This window comes from Bradyrhizobium sp. (assembly GCF_017881085.1).
In the GTDB taxonomy this organism is placed as follows: domain Bacteria; phylum Pseudomonadota; class Alphaproteobacteria; order Rhizobiales; family Xanthobacteraceae; genus Bradyrhizobium.
In genome coordinates this window covers 19,269-39,762 of sequence record NZ_JADGRI010000006.1, presented here as the reverse complement: position 1 = coordinate 39,762, position 20,494 = coordinate 19,269, and the positions used below count along the sequence as shown (strand labels likewise).

At 64.2% G+C, this 20,494-nt stretch carries 13 protein-coding genes and 1 pseudogene; 6 read left to right on the top strand and 8 right to left on the bottom strand.

Features of this window, described 5'->3' with window-relative positions; translation table 11 throughout:
• Positions 1-14: 14 nt before the first annotated feature.
• From QZ213_RS01525 to QZ213_RS01515, 3 genes are all read right to left on the bottom strand, one after another.
• Positions 15-191: a hypothetical protein gene (locus QZ213_RS01525; RefSeq protein ID WP_291684273.1), complete on the bottom strand. Its 177-nt coding sequence runs from the start codon at positions 189-191 to the stop codon at positions 15-17.
• Positions 192-1,366: 1,175 nt separating this feature from the next.
• Entirely contained in the window at positions 1,367-3,835 is a 2,469-nt protein-coding gene (locus QZ213_RS01520) for an adenylate/guanylate cyclase domain-containing protein (protein WP_291684277.1), read from the bottom strand.
• Positions 3,836-4,069: 234 nt separating this feature from the next.
• A complete protein-coding gene (locus QZ213_RS01515) occupies positions 4,070-6,088 on the bottom strand; it encodes an AsmA family protein (RefSeq protein ID WP_291684272.1) in 2,019 nt (672 codons plus the stop codon).
• A gap of 198 nt (positions 6,089-6,286) precedes the next feature.
• On the opposite strand from QZ213_RS01515, the gene QZ213_RS01510 reads away from it, so the two are divergent.
• Together QZ213_RS01510 and QZ213_RS01505 are read left to right on the top strand one after the other, a co-directional pair.
• Positions 6,287-6,961 carry a Crp/Fnr family transcriptional regulator gene (locus QZ213_RS01510; protein ID WP_291684271.1) on the top strand — a complete coding sequence of 225 codons (675 nt, stop codon included), beginning with the start codon at positions 6,287-6,289 and terminating at the stop codon, positions 6,959-6,961.
• 451 nt (positions 6,962-7,412) lie between these two features.
• On the top strand, positions 7,413-8,969 hold the full coding sequence (locus QZ213_RS01505; protein WP_365884911.1) for a glycosyltransferase family 39 protein: 1,557 nt from the start codon (positions 7,413-7,415) through the stop codon (positions 8,967-8,969).
• Between the two features lie 39 nt (positions 8,970-9,008).
• On the opposite strand, the gene QZ213_RS01500 is transcribed toward QZ213_RS01505, so the two are convergent.
• The 4 genes from QZ213_RS01500 to QZ213_RS01485 form a co-directional block, all read right to left on the bottom strand.
• Positions 9,009-12,161, bottom strand: a complete 3,153-nt coding sequence (locus tag QZ213_RS01500; protein WP_291684269.1) for an efflux RND transporter permease subunit — start codon at positions 12,159-12,161, stop codon at positions 9,009-9,011.
• Positions 12,161-13,081 carry an efflux RND transporter periplasmic adaptor subunit gene (locus QZ213_RS01495; RefSeq protein WP_291684268.1) on the bottom strand — a complete coding sequence of 307 codons (921 nt, stop codon included), beginning with the start codon at positions 13,079-13,081 and terminating at the stop codon, positions 12,161-12,163. The genes QZ213_RS01500 and QZ213_RS01495 overlap by 1 nt, the downstream gene beginning before the upstream one ends.
• 244 nt (positions 13,082-13,325) lie before the next feature.
• On the bottom strand, positions 13,326-14,030 hold the full coding sequence (locus QZ213_RS01490) for an OmpA family protein (RefSeq protein WP_291684267.1): 705 nt from the start codon (positions 14,028-14,030) through the stop codon (positions 13,326-13,328).
• A gap of 147 nt (positions 14,031-14,177) precedes the next feature.
• Positions 14,178-15,614, bottom strand: coding sequence for a caspase family protein (locus QZ213_RS01485; protein ID WP_291684266.1), 1,437 nt, complete (start codon positions 15,612-15,614; stop codon positions 14,178-14,180).
• A gap of 350 nt (positions 15,615-15,964) precedes the next feature.
• On the opposite strand from QZ213_RS01485, the gene QZ213_RS01480 reads away from it, so the two are divergent.
• The 3 genes and pseudogenes from QZ213_RS01480 (at position 15,965) to QZ213_RS01470 (ending at position 18,108) form a co-directional block, all read left to right on the top strand.
• Entirely contained in the window at positions 15,965-16,771 is an 807-nt protein-coding gene (locus QZ213_RS01480) for an N-acyl homoserine lactonase family protein (RefSeq protein ID WP_291684265.1), read from the top strand.
• A 45-nt stretch (positions 16,772-16,816) separates the two neighbouring features.
• Positions 16,817-17,731: pseudogene (locus tag QZ213_RS01475) on the top strand (NAD(P)-dependent oxidoreductase); the annotation flags it as partial.
• A gap of 119 nt (positions 17,732-17,850) precedes the next feature.
• Positions 17,851-18,108 carry a Rid family hydrolase gene (locus QZ213_RS01470; RefSeq protein WP_291684264.1) on the top strand — a complete coding sequence of 86 codons (258 nt, stop codon included), beginning with the start codon at positions 17,851-17,853 and terminating at the stop codon, positions 18,106-18,108.
• Between the two features lie 76 nt (positions 18,109-18,184).
• On the opposite strand, the gene QZ213_RS01465 is transcribed toward QZ213_RS01470, so the two are convergent.
• On the bottom strand, positions 18,185-18,622 hold the full coding sequence (locus tag QZ213_RS01465) for a MarR family transcriptional regulator (protein WP_291684276.1): 438 nt from the start codon (positions 18,620-18,622) through the stop codon (positions 18,185-18,187).
• A gap of 233 nt (positions 18,623-18,855) precedes the next feature.
• Here QZ213_RS01465 and QZ213_RS01460 point away from each other — a divergent pair, with 233 nt between their 5' ends.
• On the top strand, positions 18,856-20,490 hold the full coding sequence (locus QZ213_RS01460) for an FAD-dependent oxidoreductase (protein WP_291684263.1): 1,635 nt from the start codon (positions 18,856-18,858) through the stop codon (positions 20,488-20,490).
• Positions 20,491-20,494: the final 4 nt, after the last annotated feature.

Here is a 20,494-nt window from a genome sequence, read left to right as displayed (position 1 = left end):
CGGCGTTGCTCAGATCAATCCGCGACCAGTGATTTGCAGATTGAACTGTCCTCCGTTGGTTTGTAGTGGGTTGCCTTGTGCATCTTCGCGAACGTGTTCACGTCCTGCCGGGAATAGGCGATCTCGTGAAACACTTCTCCGGCCGCGTTGGTAAAAGTAAATTCGCGCGGCTTGGTCCATTCGTTCTGCATGTAACCATCCAATGGCAGCTAGTTCAGCATAGTCCGTGGTTCGGCCAAAGGCAAAAGGTGGAAAAGGCGGCGGTGGTACCAGACGGTTTGCTCATATTGCCGCCCGACGGTCTCAGCGGCGCGCTGCCCGTCGAATTCAATAGTTGGAAAACAAGCGATTCCAAGGGGGCTTTGTCCTCGCCCACCGTGACAGCGACGGCTACGCAATAATCGCTCGTACCTTTGTCGTGAAGCTTGCGCACAAGGAGCCTGATCAGATAGCGACCTACGGATTTGACCCGACGGGAAAATCACCAATTTACTGTCTAGCTCCCTCCGCAAAAATATTTCCTCTTCCCGTTTCACGCAAATCACCTTCATAAATCCCGCCGTCTCACCCCACATGAGGGGCGGTTCGCGATCGTCACGGACGCGGGGTGGGATGCGGTGGACGCGGCAGCGTCGGGCGCGCTTGAGGTCGCGGGGCGGGCTTTGCCCGTGAGCGACGCGGCGGCGCGCGGACGACCGATGCTGATCCCGCCTGCGCCCAAACTTCGGCGGATGGGTACCACGCCCGCCGAAGGTTCTGGCGACAAGCGGTCGCGGACGGTGAAGTCGTGTGGTCCTGACGCCTCAGTGGTTGGCGTCAAGTTGGTGGTGGCATGGCGGCCCGACCGGGCGCGTATGCCGTAAAGCCGCCAGCGACGGTGACAAGAAAGCCCGATCGCCGAGGAGAGCGCGAAGTAAACCGTTAAAACCATTGCGCAGGGAAGGCCGGATTGCCTCCGCTGAACCTGTATGCTCGTGTGCTTTTTTTTACTCTTTTTTGCACGCGAGACCGCGGGTGCAGCGCGCACCCGGCTTTCCCTGCGCCCTCTTTCTCGGAGGACGAAGAATTCCTGCAACGGCTCGGGCGCGATCTGCGCCGCGGGGTCGCGAAGGCGTATCTGGACGTTCATTGGCTGTTTGAAATTCGAATCCGTCGGAAGGTCTTTTGCGCGGTCGCGCCCCACTCTTCCGTCGTCCCTGCGAAAGCAGGGACCCCCGCGTGAGCGCGATTGCGCTCATCGCGTCGCCGTGTCGCCTGTTAAGAAAGACGCTGGTCGACGGCTTTCGCGCCACGACTACGCCCTGTGGTTATGGGTCCCTGCTTTCGCAGGGACGACATCTGCTAACGGGTTAGCAGCGCGCGCCGCTCACGAAGGCTGCTTCCGCCGCCTTGGTGTCACCGTCGCCGCCGCCTCGACGTCGGCCGCCGCCTCCCCCTCGCGCCAGCGCAGGATCTCCACCGCCAGCACCGGATGATTGAATCCCTTGAGCTGCAGATCATCCAGCGGCTCGGCGTCGACCCACTCCTCGACCATGCCGTAGACACGCCGCGCTACGACGATCTGCCCGGCCTTGGCTTCGTCGCACAGCCGCGACGCCATGTTGGTGACGCTGCCGATCGCGGCGTATTCGAGCCGCTGCTCGAAGCCGATCTGGCCCAGCGTCGCGTAGCCGAGCGCGATGCCGACGCCAAATCCCAAACTATGCCCGCGGTTGCGCCAGCGCTCGGTGAGGAGGCCGATGGTGTCGCGCATTTCGACGGCCATCTTCACCGCGCGCTTGACGTGATCATCGAGCGCGATCGGCGCGTTGAACAGGATCATCACGCCGTCGCCGGCATAGCGGTCGAGCGTGCCTTCGTAACGGAAGATCAGCTCGCCGAGCGCGGCGTGATATTCGCGCAGCACGTTCATCGCCTCTTCCGGCTCGGTGGTCTCGGTGAACGCGGTAAAGCCGCGCAGATCGCAAAACACCACCGTCACCTCGCGGCGGTGGCTGTCGAGCAGCGCATCGTGGCCGTCGGAAGAGGCGATCAGCTGCGCCACCTGCGGCGCCAGAAAGCGCTCCAGCTTCCTGATGCGCTCGATCTCGGCGAGCTGCTTCTCCACGCGCTCCTCCAGCGACTTGTTCCAGTCCCTGAGCTGGTCGGTCTGCTCCTGCAGTTTGGCCGCCTGCTGCTGCACGGTGGCATGCGCCGACGCCAGCTCGCGGCCCTTCTGGTCGACTTCGGAAAACAGCCGCGCGTTGCGCATCGCCAGCACCGATTGATGCGCGAAGGTGCGCATCAGCCCGATCAGGTTGCTGGAAAATTCGCCGGCCTCCTTGCGCAGCACCACCAGCGAACCCAGCACGCCCTGCTGGTCGACCAGCGGCACCACCAGCACCGAATGAAAACCGGCGGCGACCGCGACATCGCGCAACAGGTGATCGGCTGAGGTGGCGAGATCGGATATCGCGACCGGCTCGCCCGAGGCTGCGGCCTTGCCGAGCACGCTGGAGGCTTCGTCGATGGCGAGATGCGCACCTTCGGCCGCCTTGTCGATGCCGATCGCCTCGGTCAGGTCGAACTGATGTTTGGTTGCGTCGTAGCCATAGATCAGCACCGCGTCGGCTTGCGTGATTTCCAGCGCGCGCGCCGCCACCGTCGGCAGCACGGCGTTGAGATCGAGCGAGGAGGCGACCGCGCGGCCGACTTCCTCCAGCACCTTGAGCTCGTTGATCGAACGCGCGAGATCGCGGGTGCGCTCCTCGACCTTGGTTTCGAGGCCCGAATAGGTCTCGTGCAGCTGGCCGGCCATGCGATTGAACTGGTCGGCGAGTTCTTCCAGCTCGTCGCCGGTCGCAACCTCGATGCGCTGGCTGAAATCGCCGGCCCCGAGCCGCCGCGCGCCGGTGGAGAGCGCCGTGATCGGGATCAGCATGCGCCGCGCCATCAGCGTGCCGGCCAGGATCGCGACCACGAGCCCGAGCCCGATCAGAAGCGCGACCCGCACCAGTTGATCCCTGATCGGCGCCAGCGCCTGCGCCGTCGGCTGCTCGAACAGCACGAACCAGCCGAGTCTCGGGATCGCGTTCGACGCCGTCATCACCGACTGGCCGTCCGCATCCTTGCCCGACGTCCGCGCCTCGCCGCCCTTCAGGAGGGATTCGACCTGCGGCAGCTTCGCGAGCTCCTTGCCGACCTCCGGCCCCTTGGCCGACGTCGCCAGCACTCGGCCATGGGGATCGACCACATAGGCGGAGGCGGCCTTGCCGACCTGGGCGTCGCCGAGGAAATCGGAGAGGAACGAAAGATCGATGTCGGCGACGGTGACGCCGCCATTCAAGCCGGCATGCGCTACCGCGATCGACATCAGGGGCCTCGCCCCCCGGAATTCCACCGGCGAAAAGCTGACGCCGCGGACGACGGTCTCGGTGAAGCGGATGTCGCGGGAAAAATCCGCTCTGCTGCCGACCACCAGTGGCGCGCCACGCGACAGTTTGAGCTGCTCCCGGCCGGCGCCGTCGAGCAGCGAGAGCTGGCCGACCGGCGGCACCTGGTTGAGGAGCTGGGCGTAGTCGGCATTGTGCTTGGCCAGCGTGTCGGCGCTGGCGCGGGTCACCCAGCTGATCTGCCGCTCCAGCTCGGCGATCGACTGCTCGATCCGCCGCGCGGCCGCTTCCGCCTTCTCTTCCATGGCGTCGGTGAGCGTGGCCCTGGTGGCGCGGTAGGAGATCCAGGTCTCCATCGCGCCGTTGACCGCGAGCACGAAGATCACGAGCCCCACCAGCGCGAACACGTATTTGGCGAACAGGCCCTGCCGGAGCGACCAGATTGTGTTCTTGACGCCGATCATCCAGACCCTCGGAAGCAGCCCCCCGCGGCGGCCTCGGTTCATGGCCGTCCCGGCCGGGGTCCTGTCTAGCACAAAAGGAGGGGTGGGGGCCGGGCCGCTGCCGGCGTGGTTAGCCCCGATTTTGGGCAGCCAGCCGAATGTAGCCCGGATGGAGCGAAGCGAAATCCGGGGCCGGCGCCAAATTCATTCCCGGATTTCGCTGCGCTCCATCCGGGCTACGATAAGGCCGGGCGTCTACCGATTGAACAACTGCCGCAGCACGTCGTTCATCGCCGGGCTGTCCTGCTGCGGCGGCGCGGGCGCATCGTTCTGCGATGGCGGGCTCGCCGGAGCCTCTGGTGCCGGAATGCTTCGCCCTTGGCTCCTTCCCTGGCCCGTCCCTTGTCCGGTCCCTTGGCTCAACCCCTGCTGCAGCAGATTGCCGATGGTTTCGCCGAGCGCGCCGCCGAGCGGACTCGACGAATTGCCGCCGCTGGTGGTGCCGCTGTTCTGTCCGCCGCCGAGCAGTCCGCCGAGCCCGCCCAAACCGCCGCCGCTGCCGAACAGGCCCTTGCCCATCTCCTTCAGCTTGGCGTAGGCGGCATCGGGATTGTCGAGCATGCCCTGCATGTCCGGATAGATGCGCGGCTCGGCCCAGGGGCCGTCGATGACCACGGGAATGCCGAGCCCGACCGGATCGGAGGCGCGGCCCTGGCCTTCGGTGGTCAGCACCAGTTTCGGCTCGACCCGAAACGCCAGCGTCTGCGCAGCGAGATCGACGGTGCCGGCGCCGGTCATCTTGACCAGCGGGCCGACCAGGTTGAGATCGCTGGTGGTGGCCTGGCCCTTCTCGACGCGGAACGAGGCGCCGAGCTGCGTCAGATCCGTGGCCTGCTCCTTGCCCTCCTGCCAGCCCGACAGCGTGCCTGACGTGAGCGAGCGGATCATCTGCGCGACGTTGAGGCCGCGGATCGCGCCGTCCTGGAACAGCGCGAACACCGTGCCGTCGAGGTTGGATAGGATGGCGCGCTGGCTGTTGCCGGCCGAACGCAGCGCCAGCTTCGCCTGCAGCTTCCCGTCGAGCTTGTCGAAACCGGCAGTGCTGCGCAGCAGCGGCAGCGCGCGCACGCCGGCAAGATCGCTGCGCAGCGTATAGGTCGGGTTCGCCATCGAGGCATCGACGATCAGGTCGCCGCTGGCCTGCCCGTCATAGGCGCCGAGATTGGCGAACCGCGCCTTCAGCACCCCGCCCGCGAGCGCGCCGTCGATCGCGGCCGGCGCGACATGCGCTTCGCCGATGTTGATCTCGGCGGCGGAGATGCGGGCCTGCACGTCGACATAGTTCAACCCGGTCAGGTCGAAGGTGGCATTGCTCCAGGCATGCTGCAGGCCTTGCGAGGACGGTGTGTCGCTCTTCGCGGCCACCGCAACGTCAAGCCGCTGAAAATCCAGGTCGAGCTTGACCAAGGGCTTGCTGGAAAGATCGGCCGACGCCCAGCCGTTGAACGCGCCATCGCCGAGCGTGCCGGAGACGCCGTTGATCATCAGCACGGGACCGTTGAGCCGCATCTCGGCCTTGGCCGATAGCGGCGCCTGCAGCGTGCCGGGAGCGTCGAGCTTGAGTTCGACCGGAATGTTCTGCCGCTCGCCGGAATGCGCCGGCGCAATGGCGCTGATGTCGAAGGTGAGCGGCCGCTCGCCTGCCTTGGCGCTGCCGGTGATCTTGACCTTGCGGTCATCGGATATCACGGCCTTGGCGTTGATGCCGTCGATGCGATTGCTGACCCGGTCGCGAACGTTGGAAAACTCCACCGCGCCGTCGGTCACCGTGACGCGGTCGATGGTGGGCGCGTTGGCGTCCGGTTCGCCGCCGGACGTGGTCGGCCGCGAAGGCGGGTTGAGCGGGCCGGTGCGTTCGCGCAGCAGCGGCACATGCAGCACCGGACGGGCGATCACGAGGTCGGTGACTTGCGGATGGCCCGACCAGACGCTTGCCAGCGTCATGTCGGCCTGCACACTGCCGACCGTCAGGCGGCTGGAGCCGTCGCGGTCCTTCGGATCCTGCAAGGTGACGTCGTTCAGCGTCACATTCAGCGACGGCCATACGCCAATCCTGGTCCCGCCCGCGATCGTCAGCCGATAGCCGGTCTCGCGCTCCACCCAGGCCTGGATCGCCGCGGTCATGAAACCCGAGGGGACCCCGACGACGGCGAGCAGGACAAGGATCACGATGACGGCGGCAACGGCGCTGCCGGCGATTTTCAAGGCTCTCATGACGACATTCCAGAACGGGCAGGGGTGACGAGTCTATCCCGGAAGGGAAGACCGCTCAAAGCCGCCAAAAATAGTCCGGGGGTGCTGCAAAGTTATGTGACTTATGACACATTTCGCAGGACGCCGATTTTGAAGACGACCCCATTTCGACGATTTTCGGCCGGCTCCCGTTCGAGCCGGACCTAAGGAAGGATTTCCATGAGCAAAGCGGCCGAATTTGCCGTCATTTTGAAGATGAACCCGATGTTCGCCGATCTCGGCGCCGACGAGCTGGCGCGGATATCGAGCCTTTGCCACACCGAGCACCTCGCGACCGGCGAAATGCTGTTCCAGAAGGGCGATCCCGGCGACGCCTTGTTCGGGGTTCGCCGCGGCCAGATCCGCATCGAGACCGGAGCGTCGGACGGCAGCCGCCTGACCCTGAATTTCATGGGCCCAGGCGACCTGTTCGGCGAGGTGGCGGTGCTCGACGGCTTCAGCCGCACCGCCGACGCCACCGCCGGCGAGCCGACCGAACTGTTCGTTCTGCGGCGCGAGGATTTCCTCTCGCATCTCGAGCGCGAGCCAAAGGTGGCGATCAAGATCATCATGCTGTTGTGCCAGCGCATCCGCTGGCAGAGCGAGCGGATGGAGGAATCCGTGCTGCAGCCGCTGCCGGTTCGCCTCGCGCGACGGCTCTGCGCGTTGGCGTCCGATTTCGGCTCCGAGGTGCACATCTCGCAGGAGCAGTTGGGCGTGTTCGTCGGCGCCGCCCGCGAAAGCGTCAACCGTCAACTGCAGCTCTGGCGCAAGGACGGAATCCTGGACCTGCAGCGCGGCCGGATCCTGCTGCAGAACATGGGCAAGCTGATGGCGGTGGCGAGGAACGAGTAGGGAGAGTCGCCTGCGCGCGTTCTCTCGGATCGTCATGCCCCGCCACCAGGTCTCGCCAGCGGACGATGACTTCCGTGGAGCTGACAGCCACAACCCTTTCCTTAAGCGCCGCCTCAGCGTGAAAGCTTCTGGCTCACATCTTTTTTGGCCGCAGCAGCCGGCGCGGAATGTGGCGAACATTTTTTTGAGCGCGCATGATCTCAATTGAGACATCAAAACCTTAAATTTGGAACATGAACATTCTTTAACAAACAGAAACACGTCGCGCAGCATGCTCGATAGGTCCTCACCCTCGCTCCCAAGGGGCGGCGGACGGAACGTGTTTGCCTGCGCGCTTTGAGTTTTTGTACCCGCGTACCCGAGTATCTGCACCATGTGTCTTGCGTTCTCAGAGATGGCCGCGCGCTCGGAAATTTCTCCTGCCCGCTGGCGAAGACCGTTTTTGATCTGGATGGATGGTATCGAGGCTGGTTGGGCCGTTCCGCTTCTGCTGATGGGATTTGTCGCGGTTTGGCAGGCTTTTCTGGTCATCGCCTATCTCGGCGGCGATCTGCACCCCGATGTTCTGGAAACGTGGACGCTCGGACGCAGCATTGAATGGGGTTACGCCAAGCATCCGCCGCTGATGGGATGGGCCGCGCGCGCATGGACGTCGGTGTTTCCGCTCAGCAACTGGTCGTTCCAGTTGCTGGCGTTGACCAATTCGGCGATCGCGTTGTGGGCCGTCGATCTGATCACGCGCCGCTTCACAAGGGGCGACAAGAGAATTGTCGTGCTGCTGCTTCTCATGCTGCTGCCGGCCTACCAGTTTCACGCCCAGCGGTTCAATGCGAACGTGGTTCTCCTGCCGGCGTGGCCGATCGCCACCTATTGCTTCCTGCGGTCGTTCGAAAGCCGCGAGGTCGGATGGGCCATCGCGGCCGGCGCAACAGCCGCGCTCGCGATGCTGGGAAAATACTATTCGGTGTTTCTTATCGTCAGCTTCCTTTGCGCCGCGATGTGTCATCCGCAGCGGCGCGCCTATTTCGGGTCGCTGGCCCCCTGGGTTTCCGCGGTCACAGGATTGGCCGCGCTGGTGCCGCATGTGTATTGGCTGGCGACGACCGGAGCACAGCCGTTCGCCTATGCGCTTGAACGGCATGCCGGCAAGGCCCACGCCCCCTTGCTGATCGAACCGCTGATCTTCCTTTCAGGCGTTGCGCTGGTGCTGGTGATACCGGCGGCGGCATGGGTTCTGATCGCGGGAAGTCGTCTCAAGAAGTTTCCGCAGGATTTTCGCACGATGAATCCGGGCCTGTTGCTGCTGTTCTTCATCAGCGTCGGGACACTCGTGCTGCCGCCGATCGCCGCGGCCGTGCTGGGAGCCGACTTGCCTCCGATCTGGGCGCTGCAAGGTCTATTCCTGTTCGCCATCTTGATTGTCTGCGGCGCAAGCTATCCGATCGAACGCTTTTATTCGGTCAATCTGGCGGCCGTTGTCGTCGGCATCGCGGTGCTGGCCGTCGGCGTGGTGGCGCCGGTTCACGCCCTCTATCGAAACTTCCATCCCTTGAACGAGGGGCGCAATTTCTATCAGCTGTCTGCGATGGAATTGACCCGGCAATGGCACCGGCACTCCAATTCGGCGCTTCCGGCCGTCGGCGGCGACGATGGCCTTGCCTTCGCCACAGCTTTCTACAGCCCGGACCATCCCTTGTACGAGGTGCGGCTTGTTCACCCGAATGCCGAGAGGCTGCCGCCTGAGGCGAGGTTCGAGCGGGGATGGGCGGCCCTGTGCTTCGACGGCGACAGGTACTGTATCGCCTCGATGGAACGGACCGCGGCACGCGCTTCCCGGCATATCAGATCCGAGTTCGTCCTGGAGTCGAATCTGCTGGGCCAGCCCGGTGCGACGCAGGGTTTCATCGCCCTCCTCGTGCCGCCTTCCACCGGGGAGGACGTCGCACCGCCCACCGGTGTGGCAGAAGATTTCAGCGCCATTCGCCGCAGCCCTGTGGAAGCGTACTAAGCGGCAGGAATGAGCAGAGTGAGACGCGCAGTCGATGTGCTACTCCGCTGCCGGCGAACGTACGATAGCCGGCGGCGCTGGTGGCTCGCGGTGAGTTCCGGAGTGATCCGTTTTCGCCTCTTCGGCCTCGGCATGTGAGACCACGAGCTTTTTCCCAAAACGCCAGAACAGTGCGCCGACGTCGTCCATCAGCATGAACATCGCCGGCACGAATACCAGCGACAGCACGGTCGAGAAAATGAGGCCGCCGATCACCGCGAGCGCCATCGGCGAGCGGAATTCGCCGCCGGCGCCGAACGCCAATGCCGAGGGCATCATGCCGGCGGCCATCGCGATCGTGGTCATCACGATCGGGCGCGCGCGCTTCATGCCGGCGTCGATGATCGCCTCATCGCGCGGCTTGCCTTCCCGGATCGATTCGACCGCGAACTCCACCAGCATGATGGCGTTCTTGGTGACGATGCCCATCAGCATCAGGATGCCGATCCATACCGGCGTCGTCAGCTGCTTGCCGGTCACCAGCAGCGCCGCGATTGCGCCGCCGATCGAGAGCGGCAGCGAGAACAGGATGGTGATAGGCTGCAGGAAGGTGCCGAACAACAGCACCAGCACCGCATAGACCATCATCAGGCCGGCGGTGATTGCGGTCGCGAACCCTTCCGACAATTCGTTGAGGCTTTCGGCGTCGCCGGAGGGGCTGACCTTGACGCCCTTCGGCAGCGTCTTCATGACCGGCAGGTCGTAGATCTTCTTGGTGGCATCGCCGAGTGCGGCGGAGCCGACGAGGTCGGCAGCTACCGTGGCCTGACGTTCCCGGTCGTAGCGGTTGATGCTGGTCGGGCCCTGGTCGAGCTTGATGTCGGCGATCACCGACAGCGGCACGCCGCCCTTTTCGCCGTGCTGGCCGAGCGGCACCCGCAACTGTTCGAGCAGCGCAAGATCGCCGCGCGCGGCGTCCTCGAGCTGGACCCGGATCGGGACCAGGCGGTCGCCGGCGTCGAACTTCGCCAGGGCCGGACCGACGTCGCCGATCGTGGCGACGCGAATGGTCTGCGACAGGCTTTCGGTGGAGACGCCGAGCCGTGCGGCGAGATCGGCCTTCGGCTGGATCCGCAGTTCGGGCCGGTCGAGCGCGGTCTCCGAAATCACGTCGGAGACGATCGGGATCCGCTTCATCTGCGTCGCGAGTTCGCTGGCGACGTTGTTGACGATGTTGCTGTCGGTTCCGGTCACCACCAGCGAGATGGCGCGCAGGCCGTTTTCGTCGAGGAACCAGTAGCGGATGTCCGGGACGTTTTCAAGGTCCTGGCCGATCTCGAGCTCGAGCTGGCGTTGGGTGATCTTGCGCTCGGTCTTGGGCGTGTAGTTGATGATCAGCGCGGCGCGGCGCACCTCGAAGGTGCCCGGCGGTACCCGGCCGCCGTCCACGAACACGCTTCTCACCTCGGAGCGCTTGCGCAGGCGCGCGACGATTTCCTCGGTGACCTTCTCGGTGAAGGCGAGCTGCGTGCCAGGCGGCAGTTCCATGGCGAGCAGCGAGCGCGCGGAATCCTGCGCCGGCAGGAAGCCCTGCGGCAACAGCGTGATGCTCCAGATGGAGGCCGCGAAAATACCGAAGCCGATCAGTACGGTGATGAAATAATGATGCACCGACCATGTGACGAGCCTGGTGTAACTTTGCATGGCGCGGCCCGGCGGCGGATCGTCGTGGTCGTGATGCTTGAGAAAATATGCCGCCAGCACCGGCGTGACGAAACGGGCAGCGAGCAGCGAGAAGAACACCTGCACCGATACCGTGATGCCGAACTGCTTGAAGAACTGCCCGGCGATGCCCGACATGAAGCTGGCGGGCGCGAAGATCGCGATGATGGTCAGCGAGATCGCGATCACGGCGAGGCCGATTTCGTCGGCGGCCTCCAGCGCCGCGCGATAGGGCGATTTGCCCATCCGCATGTGGCGCACGATGTTCTCGATCTCGACGATGGCGTCGTCGACGAGAATACCGGTCGATAGCGTGATGGCGAGGAAACTGACGAGGTTGAGCGAGAATCCGAGGAGGTCCATCGCCCAGAACGCCGGGAAGATCGACAGCGGCAGCGAGATCGCGGCGATGATGGTGGCGCGGATGTCGCGCAGGAACAAAAGCACGATGATGACGGCAAGAATGGCGCCTTCGAACAGGGTCGAGATCGCGGCTTCGTAGTTGCCTTTCGTATACTCCACCGAGGTGTCGATCAGCTTCAGATCGACATCGGGGTAGGCCACCTTGAGCGCATCGATGCGTTTCTGCACGGCGGCCGCAACCACCACGTCGCTGGCGCCCTTGGAACGCTTGATGCCGAGCGCCACCACCGGCTCGCCGTTGAAGCGGGCGAAGGTGCGGCGGTCGGCGATGGTGTCGGTGACGGTGCCGAGATCGTCCAGCCGGACCTCGCCGCCGCCGAACAGAGGGATCATGGTGCCCGCGAGATCGTTCAGCGTCTTGGCGCCGGCCAGCGTGCGGATCGCCTGGTCGTTCTTGCCGATCTCGGCGCGGCCGCCGGCGAGGTCGACATTGGTGCCGCGCAGGCTCTGGCTGACATTGACGGCGGTGAGCCCCGCGGCCTGCAGGCGGTCGGGATCGAGCGAGACCAGAATTTCGCGCTCCACACCGCCGATGCGCTCGACCTGGGCGACGCCGCGCACGCCCTGCAGCGCGCGTTTGACGACGTCGTCGACGAAATAGGACAATTGCTCGGGCGTCTTGCCCGGCGAGATCGCGGCATAGGTGACGATCGGCAGACCGATCACGTCGACGCGCTGGATCAACGGCTCGTTGACGTTCTGCGGCAGGTTGGCGCGCACCCGCGTGACCGCGTCCTTGACGTCGTTCAGCGCGCGATCGGTATTGGTCTCGAGCGCAAACTGGATGGTGGTGAGCGACAGCCCGTCGGTGATCGACGAGGAAATGTGCCGCACGCCTTCGACGCCGGAGACGCCGTCTTCGATCGTCTTGGTGACCTGCGATTCCAGCTCCGCCGGCGCCGCCCCGAACTGCGAGACCGCGACCGAAATCACGGGGATGTCGGCCGAGGGCAGCCGCGTTACCGCGAGCTTGGTAAAGCTGACCCAGCCGAGCACCAGAAGGATGATCGAAAAGACGATGGACGGAAGCGGGTTGCGGATCGACCATGAGGAGACATTGAGAGCCATCAGCGTACCCGCGTCCGATCGAGATCCTCGGCGAACATGGTCTTGATCTGGTCGCCGTCGTGCAGCGAAGAACCAGCATCGGCCACGACGATTTCGCCGACGTCGAGGCCTTCAAGGATTTCCGTCGAGGTGTCGGACACGAGGCCGGTCCGAACCTGGCGCGTTTCCACCGTATTTCCTTTGACCACCTGGACGGTAAGATGGTCAATGGCGGTGCGGGGAACGGCGACGCCGCAGCTGCGCTTGGCGTCGATATTGGCACGCGCAAACATGCCGACCTTGAGCGAAGGACTGCTGGAGAGCGCGATCCGGACATGGCCGAGCTGCGTGGCGCGATCGATCTGCGGCGACACCAGCCGCACCCGCCCGACGAGGTCGGGCGCGTTGTCCCGGCTTATCCGCACCGTCGCGCCCGGATTGAGCTTCAGCATGTGGACCGCGGGCACCTCGGTGTCGAGCTCGATTTCGTTGTTGACGGCGATGCGGAACATCGGTCCGGCCTGGGGCGAAGCCGGCGCGCCGACAATGGTCCTGACTTCGGTGACGAGGCCGGCCGCCGGCGCGCGCAGCGACCCCGGTCCCGGCGTCGATCTTCCCCCGGCCTGCGCCGGCGGCGCCGTCAGCTTGGCCAGCTCCTGATTGTCCGTGACCATCTCGCCTTCGCGCACCAGCACGTCGGTTACCTTGGATCCCTCCTGATCGACCCCGACCACCGCCTCGCGACGCGGCACGATATAGCCGGTGCCGCGCACCATGTCGGAGAAGCAGGCATTGGTGGATTTCGTCACGACCACCAGCGCGGTGCCGGGCGTTTCCTTTTCAGCGGGGTGCGAACGATGCTCGAACCAGTACCACGCGCCGCCCAGAGCGGCAAAGAAGACCATGGCCAACGCAGGTTTTGCATATTCGGACAGCATCATCGCCGGATCAATCCAGACCTAAAGTCGAGAGAAGTTTAGCCGTCATTCCGGGGCGATGCGAAGCATCGAACCCGGAATCTCGAGATTCCGGGTCTGGTGCTAACGCATCATCCCGGAATGACGGAAGTCCAGATTGCTGCCTCGCCTTGCGCCTCGCGATAACGAGAAGAGCGTCCCGCAGGGGTGCGGGACGCATATTAGCCGCAAAACCTCGCGCAGCGCCACGACCGGTTCGCTTGCCGGCTCACTTGGACGCGGTGGTCTTGTTGGCCATGTTCACGACCTGCACGCGGCGGTTGACCTCGGCCATCGGATTGGCGGGATCCTTGAGCTTGCTCTTGCCGTATCCGACAGTCACGAGGTCGGAGCCGGCGATGCCGTATTTGTCGACCAGATAGCGCTTGATCGAGTCGGCGCGGCGCTCGGACAGGTCCTGATTGTAGGACTCGCCGCCGGCGGCGTCGGTATGGCCCGCGACGACGAAGGTCGAGCCCTTCAGGTCGGGATTGGTCAGCGCCTTGCCGAGCGCCTGAACCGAGGGTAGCGATTTTGAGCTGATATCGGCCGAGTTGTAGTCGAAGGTGATTTCCAGATCGATATTCGGTTTGTCCTTGGCGATGGTGGCGATCTCTTCGCGCTCGCTGACCGAGAGCGAGCGGGTGGTCCGGCCACGGACGCTCTGCAGCAACCGTCCCTCCGCGGCGGCCGCCGCCGGATCGGTCTGGGTCTGCGGACCCACCGACAGGCCTCGGGTCAGCGGCTTCTTGGCGGGGGCCAGCGCCCGGACGATCTGATCCTCGGTGACGTTGTCGTCTCCGGCGACCGCCGTCGCCGCGCCGAAGGAGAGTGCGGCGCCAATCGTCAGAAACGAAACGATGGCGGCAAGGGTTTTCCTTTCAAGAAGGGTTTTCCTTCCAAAAAGAGTCCTCCTTCCAGAAAATGTCGACATTGCCAGTCCCTCCTGCGCTAGCCCGCGCGGTTCCAATCAAATCTTCCAAAAAGGCCCCAAGCACCCAATCGCTCGCGGCGCCTTTCTATTGGTCTCCGGCGCCCGCGATGGGTTCGAGCGGGCGACGGTCTTTTCCCTCATTTACGGTCAATTTACCCCGTAATCCGCGTATTCCTTGGCAATATTGGGATCCATCGCCTTGGCATTGGCGATATCCAGGTCCCCCTCGGCACCGGCGCCATTGCGCTTCTTGGCGAGGCCGCGCCCGTATAGCGACGAGGTCAGTCGCGGATTGATCTTCAGGGCGGCGTCGAAGTCGATAATGGCGTTCTTGATCAGTCCGCTCTTCAGGTTGACCAGGCCGCGGCTGTCCAGCGCGTCGACGAAGTTCGGGCGCAGCCGAAGCGCCTCGTTGCAATCTCTCAGCGCCGCCTGCAGGTCGCCGATCACGGTGCGCGCCCAGCAGCGGTTGTTGAGGGCCTCGACGTCCTTGGGATTGAGCCGGATCGAGCCGTCGAAATCCTTGATGGCGAGGTCGTAGGCCCCCTTGCTGGCATAGACCTGCCCGCGCCGGTACAGCGCGTTCTGATCGTCGGGATTGGCCTGGAGCTTTTCGGTCAGGCTCTTGATGGTCGGGTCATCGCCCAGCGCGACGGCCGGCGAACTTTCTTTCTTCTGCACCGGCTGGTCGGCGGGAGGCGGAATCTCGACCTTCGGCAGCGGCGCGGGTACCGGGTCCTGGCGCGGCAACGGCGGCGGTGAAGCGTCGGGAACTGCCGGCTGTGGCAGCGCCGCGATCGCCGGACTAGTCGACGGACGCGCGCCGGTGCCCGGGATGAACGAGAAGTCCTCGGCCAGCGAGGAGGAAATCCACGGCACCTGCTCCTGGCGTGAGGCGCGGGTGACGCCGACGCGGGTGCGGTTGAGCGTCTCTTCCGCCATCAAATCGGGAACGCGAATTTCCTTGAGCAATTCCTGCACGAACAGGCTGTGGTCGTTGCCATTGTCCGAGATCACCGAGGAGAGCGCCGCCGAATACATCACCAGCGTGCCGTTCGGCGCGATCACCGGCGCCAGCCCCGCCGAAAAGCTGCGGAAGCGGCGCTCGAACGGGTTGCGCCTGGAAGCGTCGATCAGGGCGATCTTGACGCCGGCGCCGCGGCTGTTGATTTCGCCCAGCACCGCCTCGAGGCTGAAGCCATCGCGCCGGACATCGGCTTCGGTCCAGATCTGGGCGTCGACCGGGATCATGAAACTCTGGCGGTTGGACTGGACGCCGAACCCCGAGAAGAAGATCAGCGCCACCGAGCCGGGCTTGATGCGGCCGTAAAGGCGATCGAAGGCGCGACGCATCGCGTCGCCGGTCAGATTCTCGCCGACCTCGACATTGAAGCCGTCGCGCTTGAGTTCGTCGGCGACGTCGCGGGCGTCGTTGATCGGCTCCTTCAGCGGCGCGTCGGCGTCGGGATATTTCGAGTTGCCGATCACGAGCGCAATCCGGTCGCCGCGATCCGCAGCACCCGACGGCACGATCGGCGCGACCGAAACAATCAAAGTCACAAGCAATGCGAAAAAAAATCTCATGCAACGCCGGTCCAGCAAATAAGGCGCCGATCCCAGCTCGCGCCGCGGCGACCTTACTCTACGCAATCCGCATTATCAAACCGGGCCCGCAAGCTCTGTCAACTGTCCAAAAGGGTTCTGTCAATTAGCCGCAACAAGACATCAATCCGGGCGCCGCTGGGGCCCCATCCGCTACCGACGGTGTGATCGGGCCGAGACGGAGGTTCCCTTTCGGATGGTGGCGTCGGGTTAGAGGGACGCCTCTCACGTTGCGCCACGGTCTAGTGCAGTTTGACCTTTTGCGGCAGTGATGGCTTGCTGCGGCCATGCCACCCGCCCAACCAAGAACCCGACCAGCAAGAAGTGGACCGATGGGAAACGCCTACGAAATCTACGCCCTGCGTTATGCAACGATGTCGCCGCGCACGCCCCATCTCAATTACCTCGTGCCGGATCCGCACGAGACCAGCGCGCAGGACCTCGATTATTTCGTCTGGCTGATCCGGGGGCACGGCCGCGATATCCTGGTCGATACCGGCTTCAACGCGGCCGAGGCGCAATTGCGCAACCGCAAGCTGACGCTCAACCCGGTCGATGCGCTGGCGCGCTTCGGCGTTGCGGCCGAGACGATCAAGGACGTCGTCGTCACCCATCTGCATTACGACCACGCCGGCAATCTCGATTTGTTTCCGAACGCGCGGTTTCATCTGCAGGAGCGCGAGATGAGCTATGCCACGGGGCGCTGCATGTGCTTTGGGGCGCTGCGGCATCCGTTTTCCGTGGAGCATGTGACGCTGATGGTCCGCCACGTCTTCAGCGAGCGCGTCATCTTTCATTCCGGCGAGGGCGAAGTCGCGCCTGGCGTGACGCTGCACCGGGTCGGCGGTCATTCCGACGGCCTGCAGGTGGTGCGGGTCGAGACCGCGCGCGGGCCGGTGGTGCTGGCGTCGGACGCGGCGCATTATTTTGGCAATCTGCATCGCCGCAGTCCGTTTCCGATCGTCTACAACATCGGCGACATGTGCGTGGGCTGGGAGACCGTCGAGCGGCTGGCCGGCCATCCCGACCGCATCATCCCCGGCCACGATCCGATCGTGAGCGAAATCTATCCGCGCGCCAGCGACAAGGTCGACGCATTCGCCCTGCATCTGCCGCCGTCGCGCTCGTTCGTGAAGTAAAAAAGCGTTTTCAAGCGAAGTGGGTACCGGTCCGCCTCAAGAAAACGCGTGAAAACCAAACAGCGGGTGACGCAGGAAATGGCACAGTACAAGACCGTCGGTTTCATCGGCCTCGGGGTGATGGGCGAGCCGATTTGCCGCAACCTCGTGAAGAAGAGTGGCGCGCCCGTGATCGCGTTCGACCTTTCGCCGGAGCCGCTCAAGCGGCTGCGCGACGAAGGCGCGACCGTGGCGCATTCGGTCGCTGAGATCGTCGGCAAATGCGATATCGTTTTCCTCTGTCTTCCCAGCGCCAACCATGTCCGCGCCGTGTTCGAAGGCGATGGTATCCTGAAAAATATCCGCAAAGGTCAGGTCGTCGTCGATCTTGGGACCTCGTCGGTCAACCAGACCCGCGATTTCGCCGGGCAGTTGCAGGCTAAAGGCGCGGTATGGGCGGATGCGCCGATCGCGCGTACGCGCCAGGCGGCGCAGGACGGCACGCTGAGCGTCATGGTCGGCGCGACGGCCGAGCTGTTTGACGCGATCGAGACTTTGATCCGCTGCTTCGCCACCGACGTGACAAGATGCGGCGACGTCGGCGCCGGACAGGTGACAAAAATCCTCAACAACATGGTGCTGTTCGAGACCGTCAACGCGCTGGCCGAGGCGGTCAATGTAGCCAAGCACAGCGGCGTCGATCCGGCGCTGCTGCTCGATACCCTGTCGAAGGGCTCGGCCGACAGCTTTGCGTTACGCAACCACGGCATGAAGGCGATCGTGCCGGACAATTTTCCCGAGCGCGCGTTCTCGACCGAATATGCGCTGAAGGATCTCACCTACGCGCTGGAACTGGCTGATGACGCGGGGCTGAAAATCCGCGGCGCCGAACTGGTCGGCACGGTGTTGCAGGAAGCGATCGACGCCGGTTCGGGCGGGGCGTATTTTCCTGTCATCGCGAAGCATCTGGATCGCAGTTAGATTTCGTCACCGAGGCGGAGCGAAGCATCGAACTCCGATGCGCAATTGCGCATCTGGGTCTGGTCCTTTGGATCATCCCGGAATGACAAGTTTTGAATGGATCGAAAACGGAGCCAACCATGATCAGCCGCCTTCCTGGCTACACGCCAACCCGCAGCCGCGCCGCCGTTCACGACGAAACCCTCGCGCAGTGCGGATCGGACAAGAGCAAAATTCTTTCGGCCATCGTCTACATCACCGACATCACGCGCAAGGACGAGATGAACCGCGCCTGGGACGACTGGGTCGACAGAAAAAATCCGCCGATGCGCGCCTGCATCGGCGTCGATCTCGAACCGCCGCATATTGTGGAGATCGTCGTGACGGCGGCGAAGTAGGGGCCAGGATGACGGAGAAGCGCAATTGCCTCATTCGTCATTGTGAGCCAACGGGTTGCGCGAATAGGGTCGGCCCTTAATACGCGTCCTTGGCGTCCGCTTCCTGAGCCGTCTGCACGAGATCGAGGCTTCGCTCGATCTTGCCGAGCAAATCTGCAAATTCCCTGCGCTCCTGCGCGGAGAGGCAGGCCAGGATCTCCTGCTCCCGGCGCTTGAGCTGCGGAATCAATTCCTGGTAAAGCGCCTTGCCCTTCGGCGTCATGCGCAGCGCAAATTCACGGCGGTCGTCTTCGTTCTCGACCCGCTCCACCAGCCGGCGCTTCATCAGCGCGGTGACGGCGCGGCTGATGGTGGATTTATGGGTCCGGGTGCAATGCGAAATGTATTGCGCGCTGCACGCCTGGTTGCGGAAGCCGAGCGTCGCCAGCACGCGCCATTCCGGAATATCCAGCCCATAGCGCTCCCGGTATTCGCTGGCCAGCGCGGCGGAGACCTCGGCGGCGAGCCGGTTCAGCCGGAACGGGACAAATTTGAAGAGATCGAGCGTGGCATCCTTGCCGGCCGCGCTTTTCTCGCGCGAAACGGCGCCCGGCCCGGGTCGCGCCTGGGATCGTCCCTTGAATCGTCCCTTGGGCCTGCTCTCGCCTGAAAACGCCTTTGGCAAAAATCGCTCCAATTTGAGTTGACGGCGGGCTCCGGTAGGCTAGATAGTTGCAGTTGCGACTATTTAGCGGGAACGGAGCCGCTTTGCCAGAGCAGACCGAGCGCATCGCGCAATCCCAAATCCGGTTCGGCTATCGCCGCCACGCCGATCAGGACCGGAACGGCGCCGACATGGCTGAACATCCAGTCGTGGTGGTCGGCGCCGGACCGGTCGGGCTGTCGTTCGCGATCGACCTGGCGCAACGCGGCCAGCCCGTGGTGCTGCTCGACGACGCCGACCGAATCGGTGAGGGCTCGCGCGCGATCTGTTTTTCCAAGCGCTCGCTGGAATATTGGGACCGGCTCGGCATCGGCCAGCGCATGGTCGACAAGGGCGTGGTGTGGAGCGTCGGCAGGATTTTTCACGGCGCCTCGCAGCTTTATCAGTTCAACCTGTTGCCGGAGCAGGGGCACAAAATGCCCGCCTTCATCAACCTGCAGCAATTCTATGCCGAAGCCTATCTGGTCGATCGGGTGCGGGAGCTTCCCGCGATCGATCTGCGCTGGTGCAACAAGGTGACAGGCCTGGAGCGGCGTAACGATATTGTCGTGCTTACTATCGACACCCCGGACGGTCCCTATCGGATGCGCGCCAACTATGTCGTCGCCTGCGACGGGGCGCGGTCGTCGCTTCGGCAGATGGTGGGTGCGGAGTTTTCGGGCAAGGTATTCGAGGACCAGTTCCTGATCGCCGACGTCAAGATGACGGCGGAATTTCCGACCGAGCGCTGGTTCTGGTTCGATCCGCCGTTCCATGCCGGCCGCTCCGCGCTGCTGCACCGGCAGCCGGACGACATCTGGCGGATCGATCTGCAGCTTCATCCGGATGCGGATCCCGCGGTCGAGAAGCGGCCGGAAAACGTGCGGCCGCGGATCGCGCGCATGCTCGGGCACGAAAACTTCGATTTCGAGTGGATATCGCTCTATAAATTCCAGTGCCGCCGGATGGATAAATTCATCCACGGCCGCGTAATCTTCGCCGGCGACGCCGCTCACCAGGTCTCGCCGTTCGGCGCCCGTGGCGCCAATTCCGGTCTCGAGGACGCCGAGAACCTGGCGTGGAAACTCGACCGGGTGTTGCGAAACCTGTCGCCGGAGGCGTTGCTCGAGAGCTACCACGCCGAGCGCAGTGCCGCGGCGGACGAAAACATCCGCGAATCGACCCGCTCGACCGACTTCATGGCGCCGGTGTCGCGCCAGGAAGCGCGGCTGCGCAAGGCGGTGCTGTCGCTCGCGAAGGAAACCGAATTCGGCAAGCGGATGATCAATGGTGGGCGGCTCTCGGTGCCCTCGATCTACGAATCTCCGCTTTCGACCGCCGACAATGAGGCGTGGCGCGGCGGCCCGCGGCCGGGAACCTCGATCCCCGACGCGCCGATTACCGGGCGCGCCGGCGATTCCATGTTCCTGACGGATGCCTTCGTAAAGGCGGGAACGCGGTTCACCTTGCTCGAGTTCGGCAATGGCGCCACCATCGATCCGCCCGATGGGGTCGGTGTGATCCGGATCGGCGGCGATGATGGTTTGTCCGATTCCGCGGGCCTGGCCGGCGCGCGCTACGATGCCGAGCCCGGCACGGCCTATCTGTTGCGGCCCGACGGCTATGTCGCCGCGCGTTTCCGGCACCCGACCCGATCTGCGCTTGACGCCGCATTGGCGCGCGCCTGCGGCATGAATTGAGGCT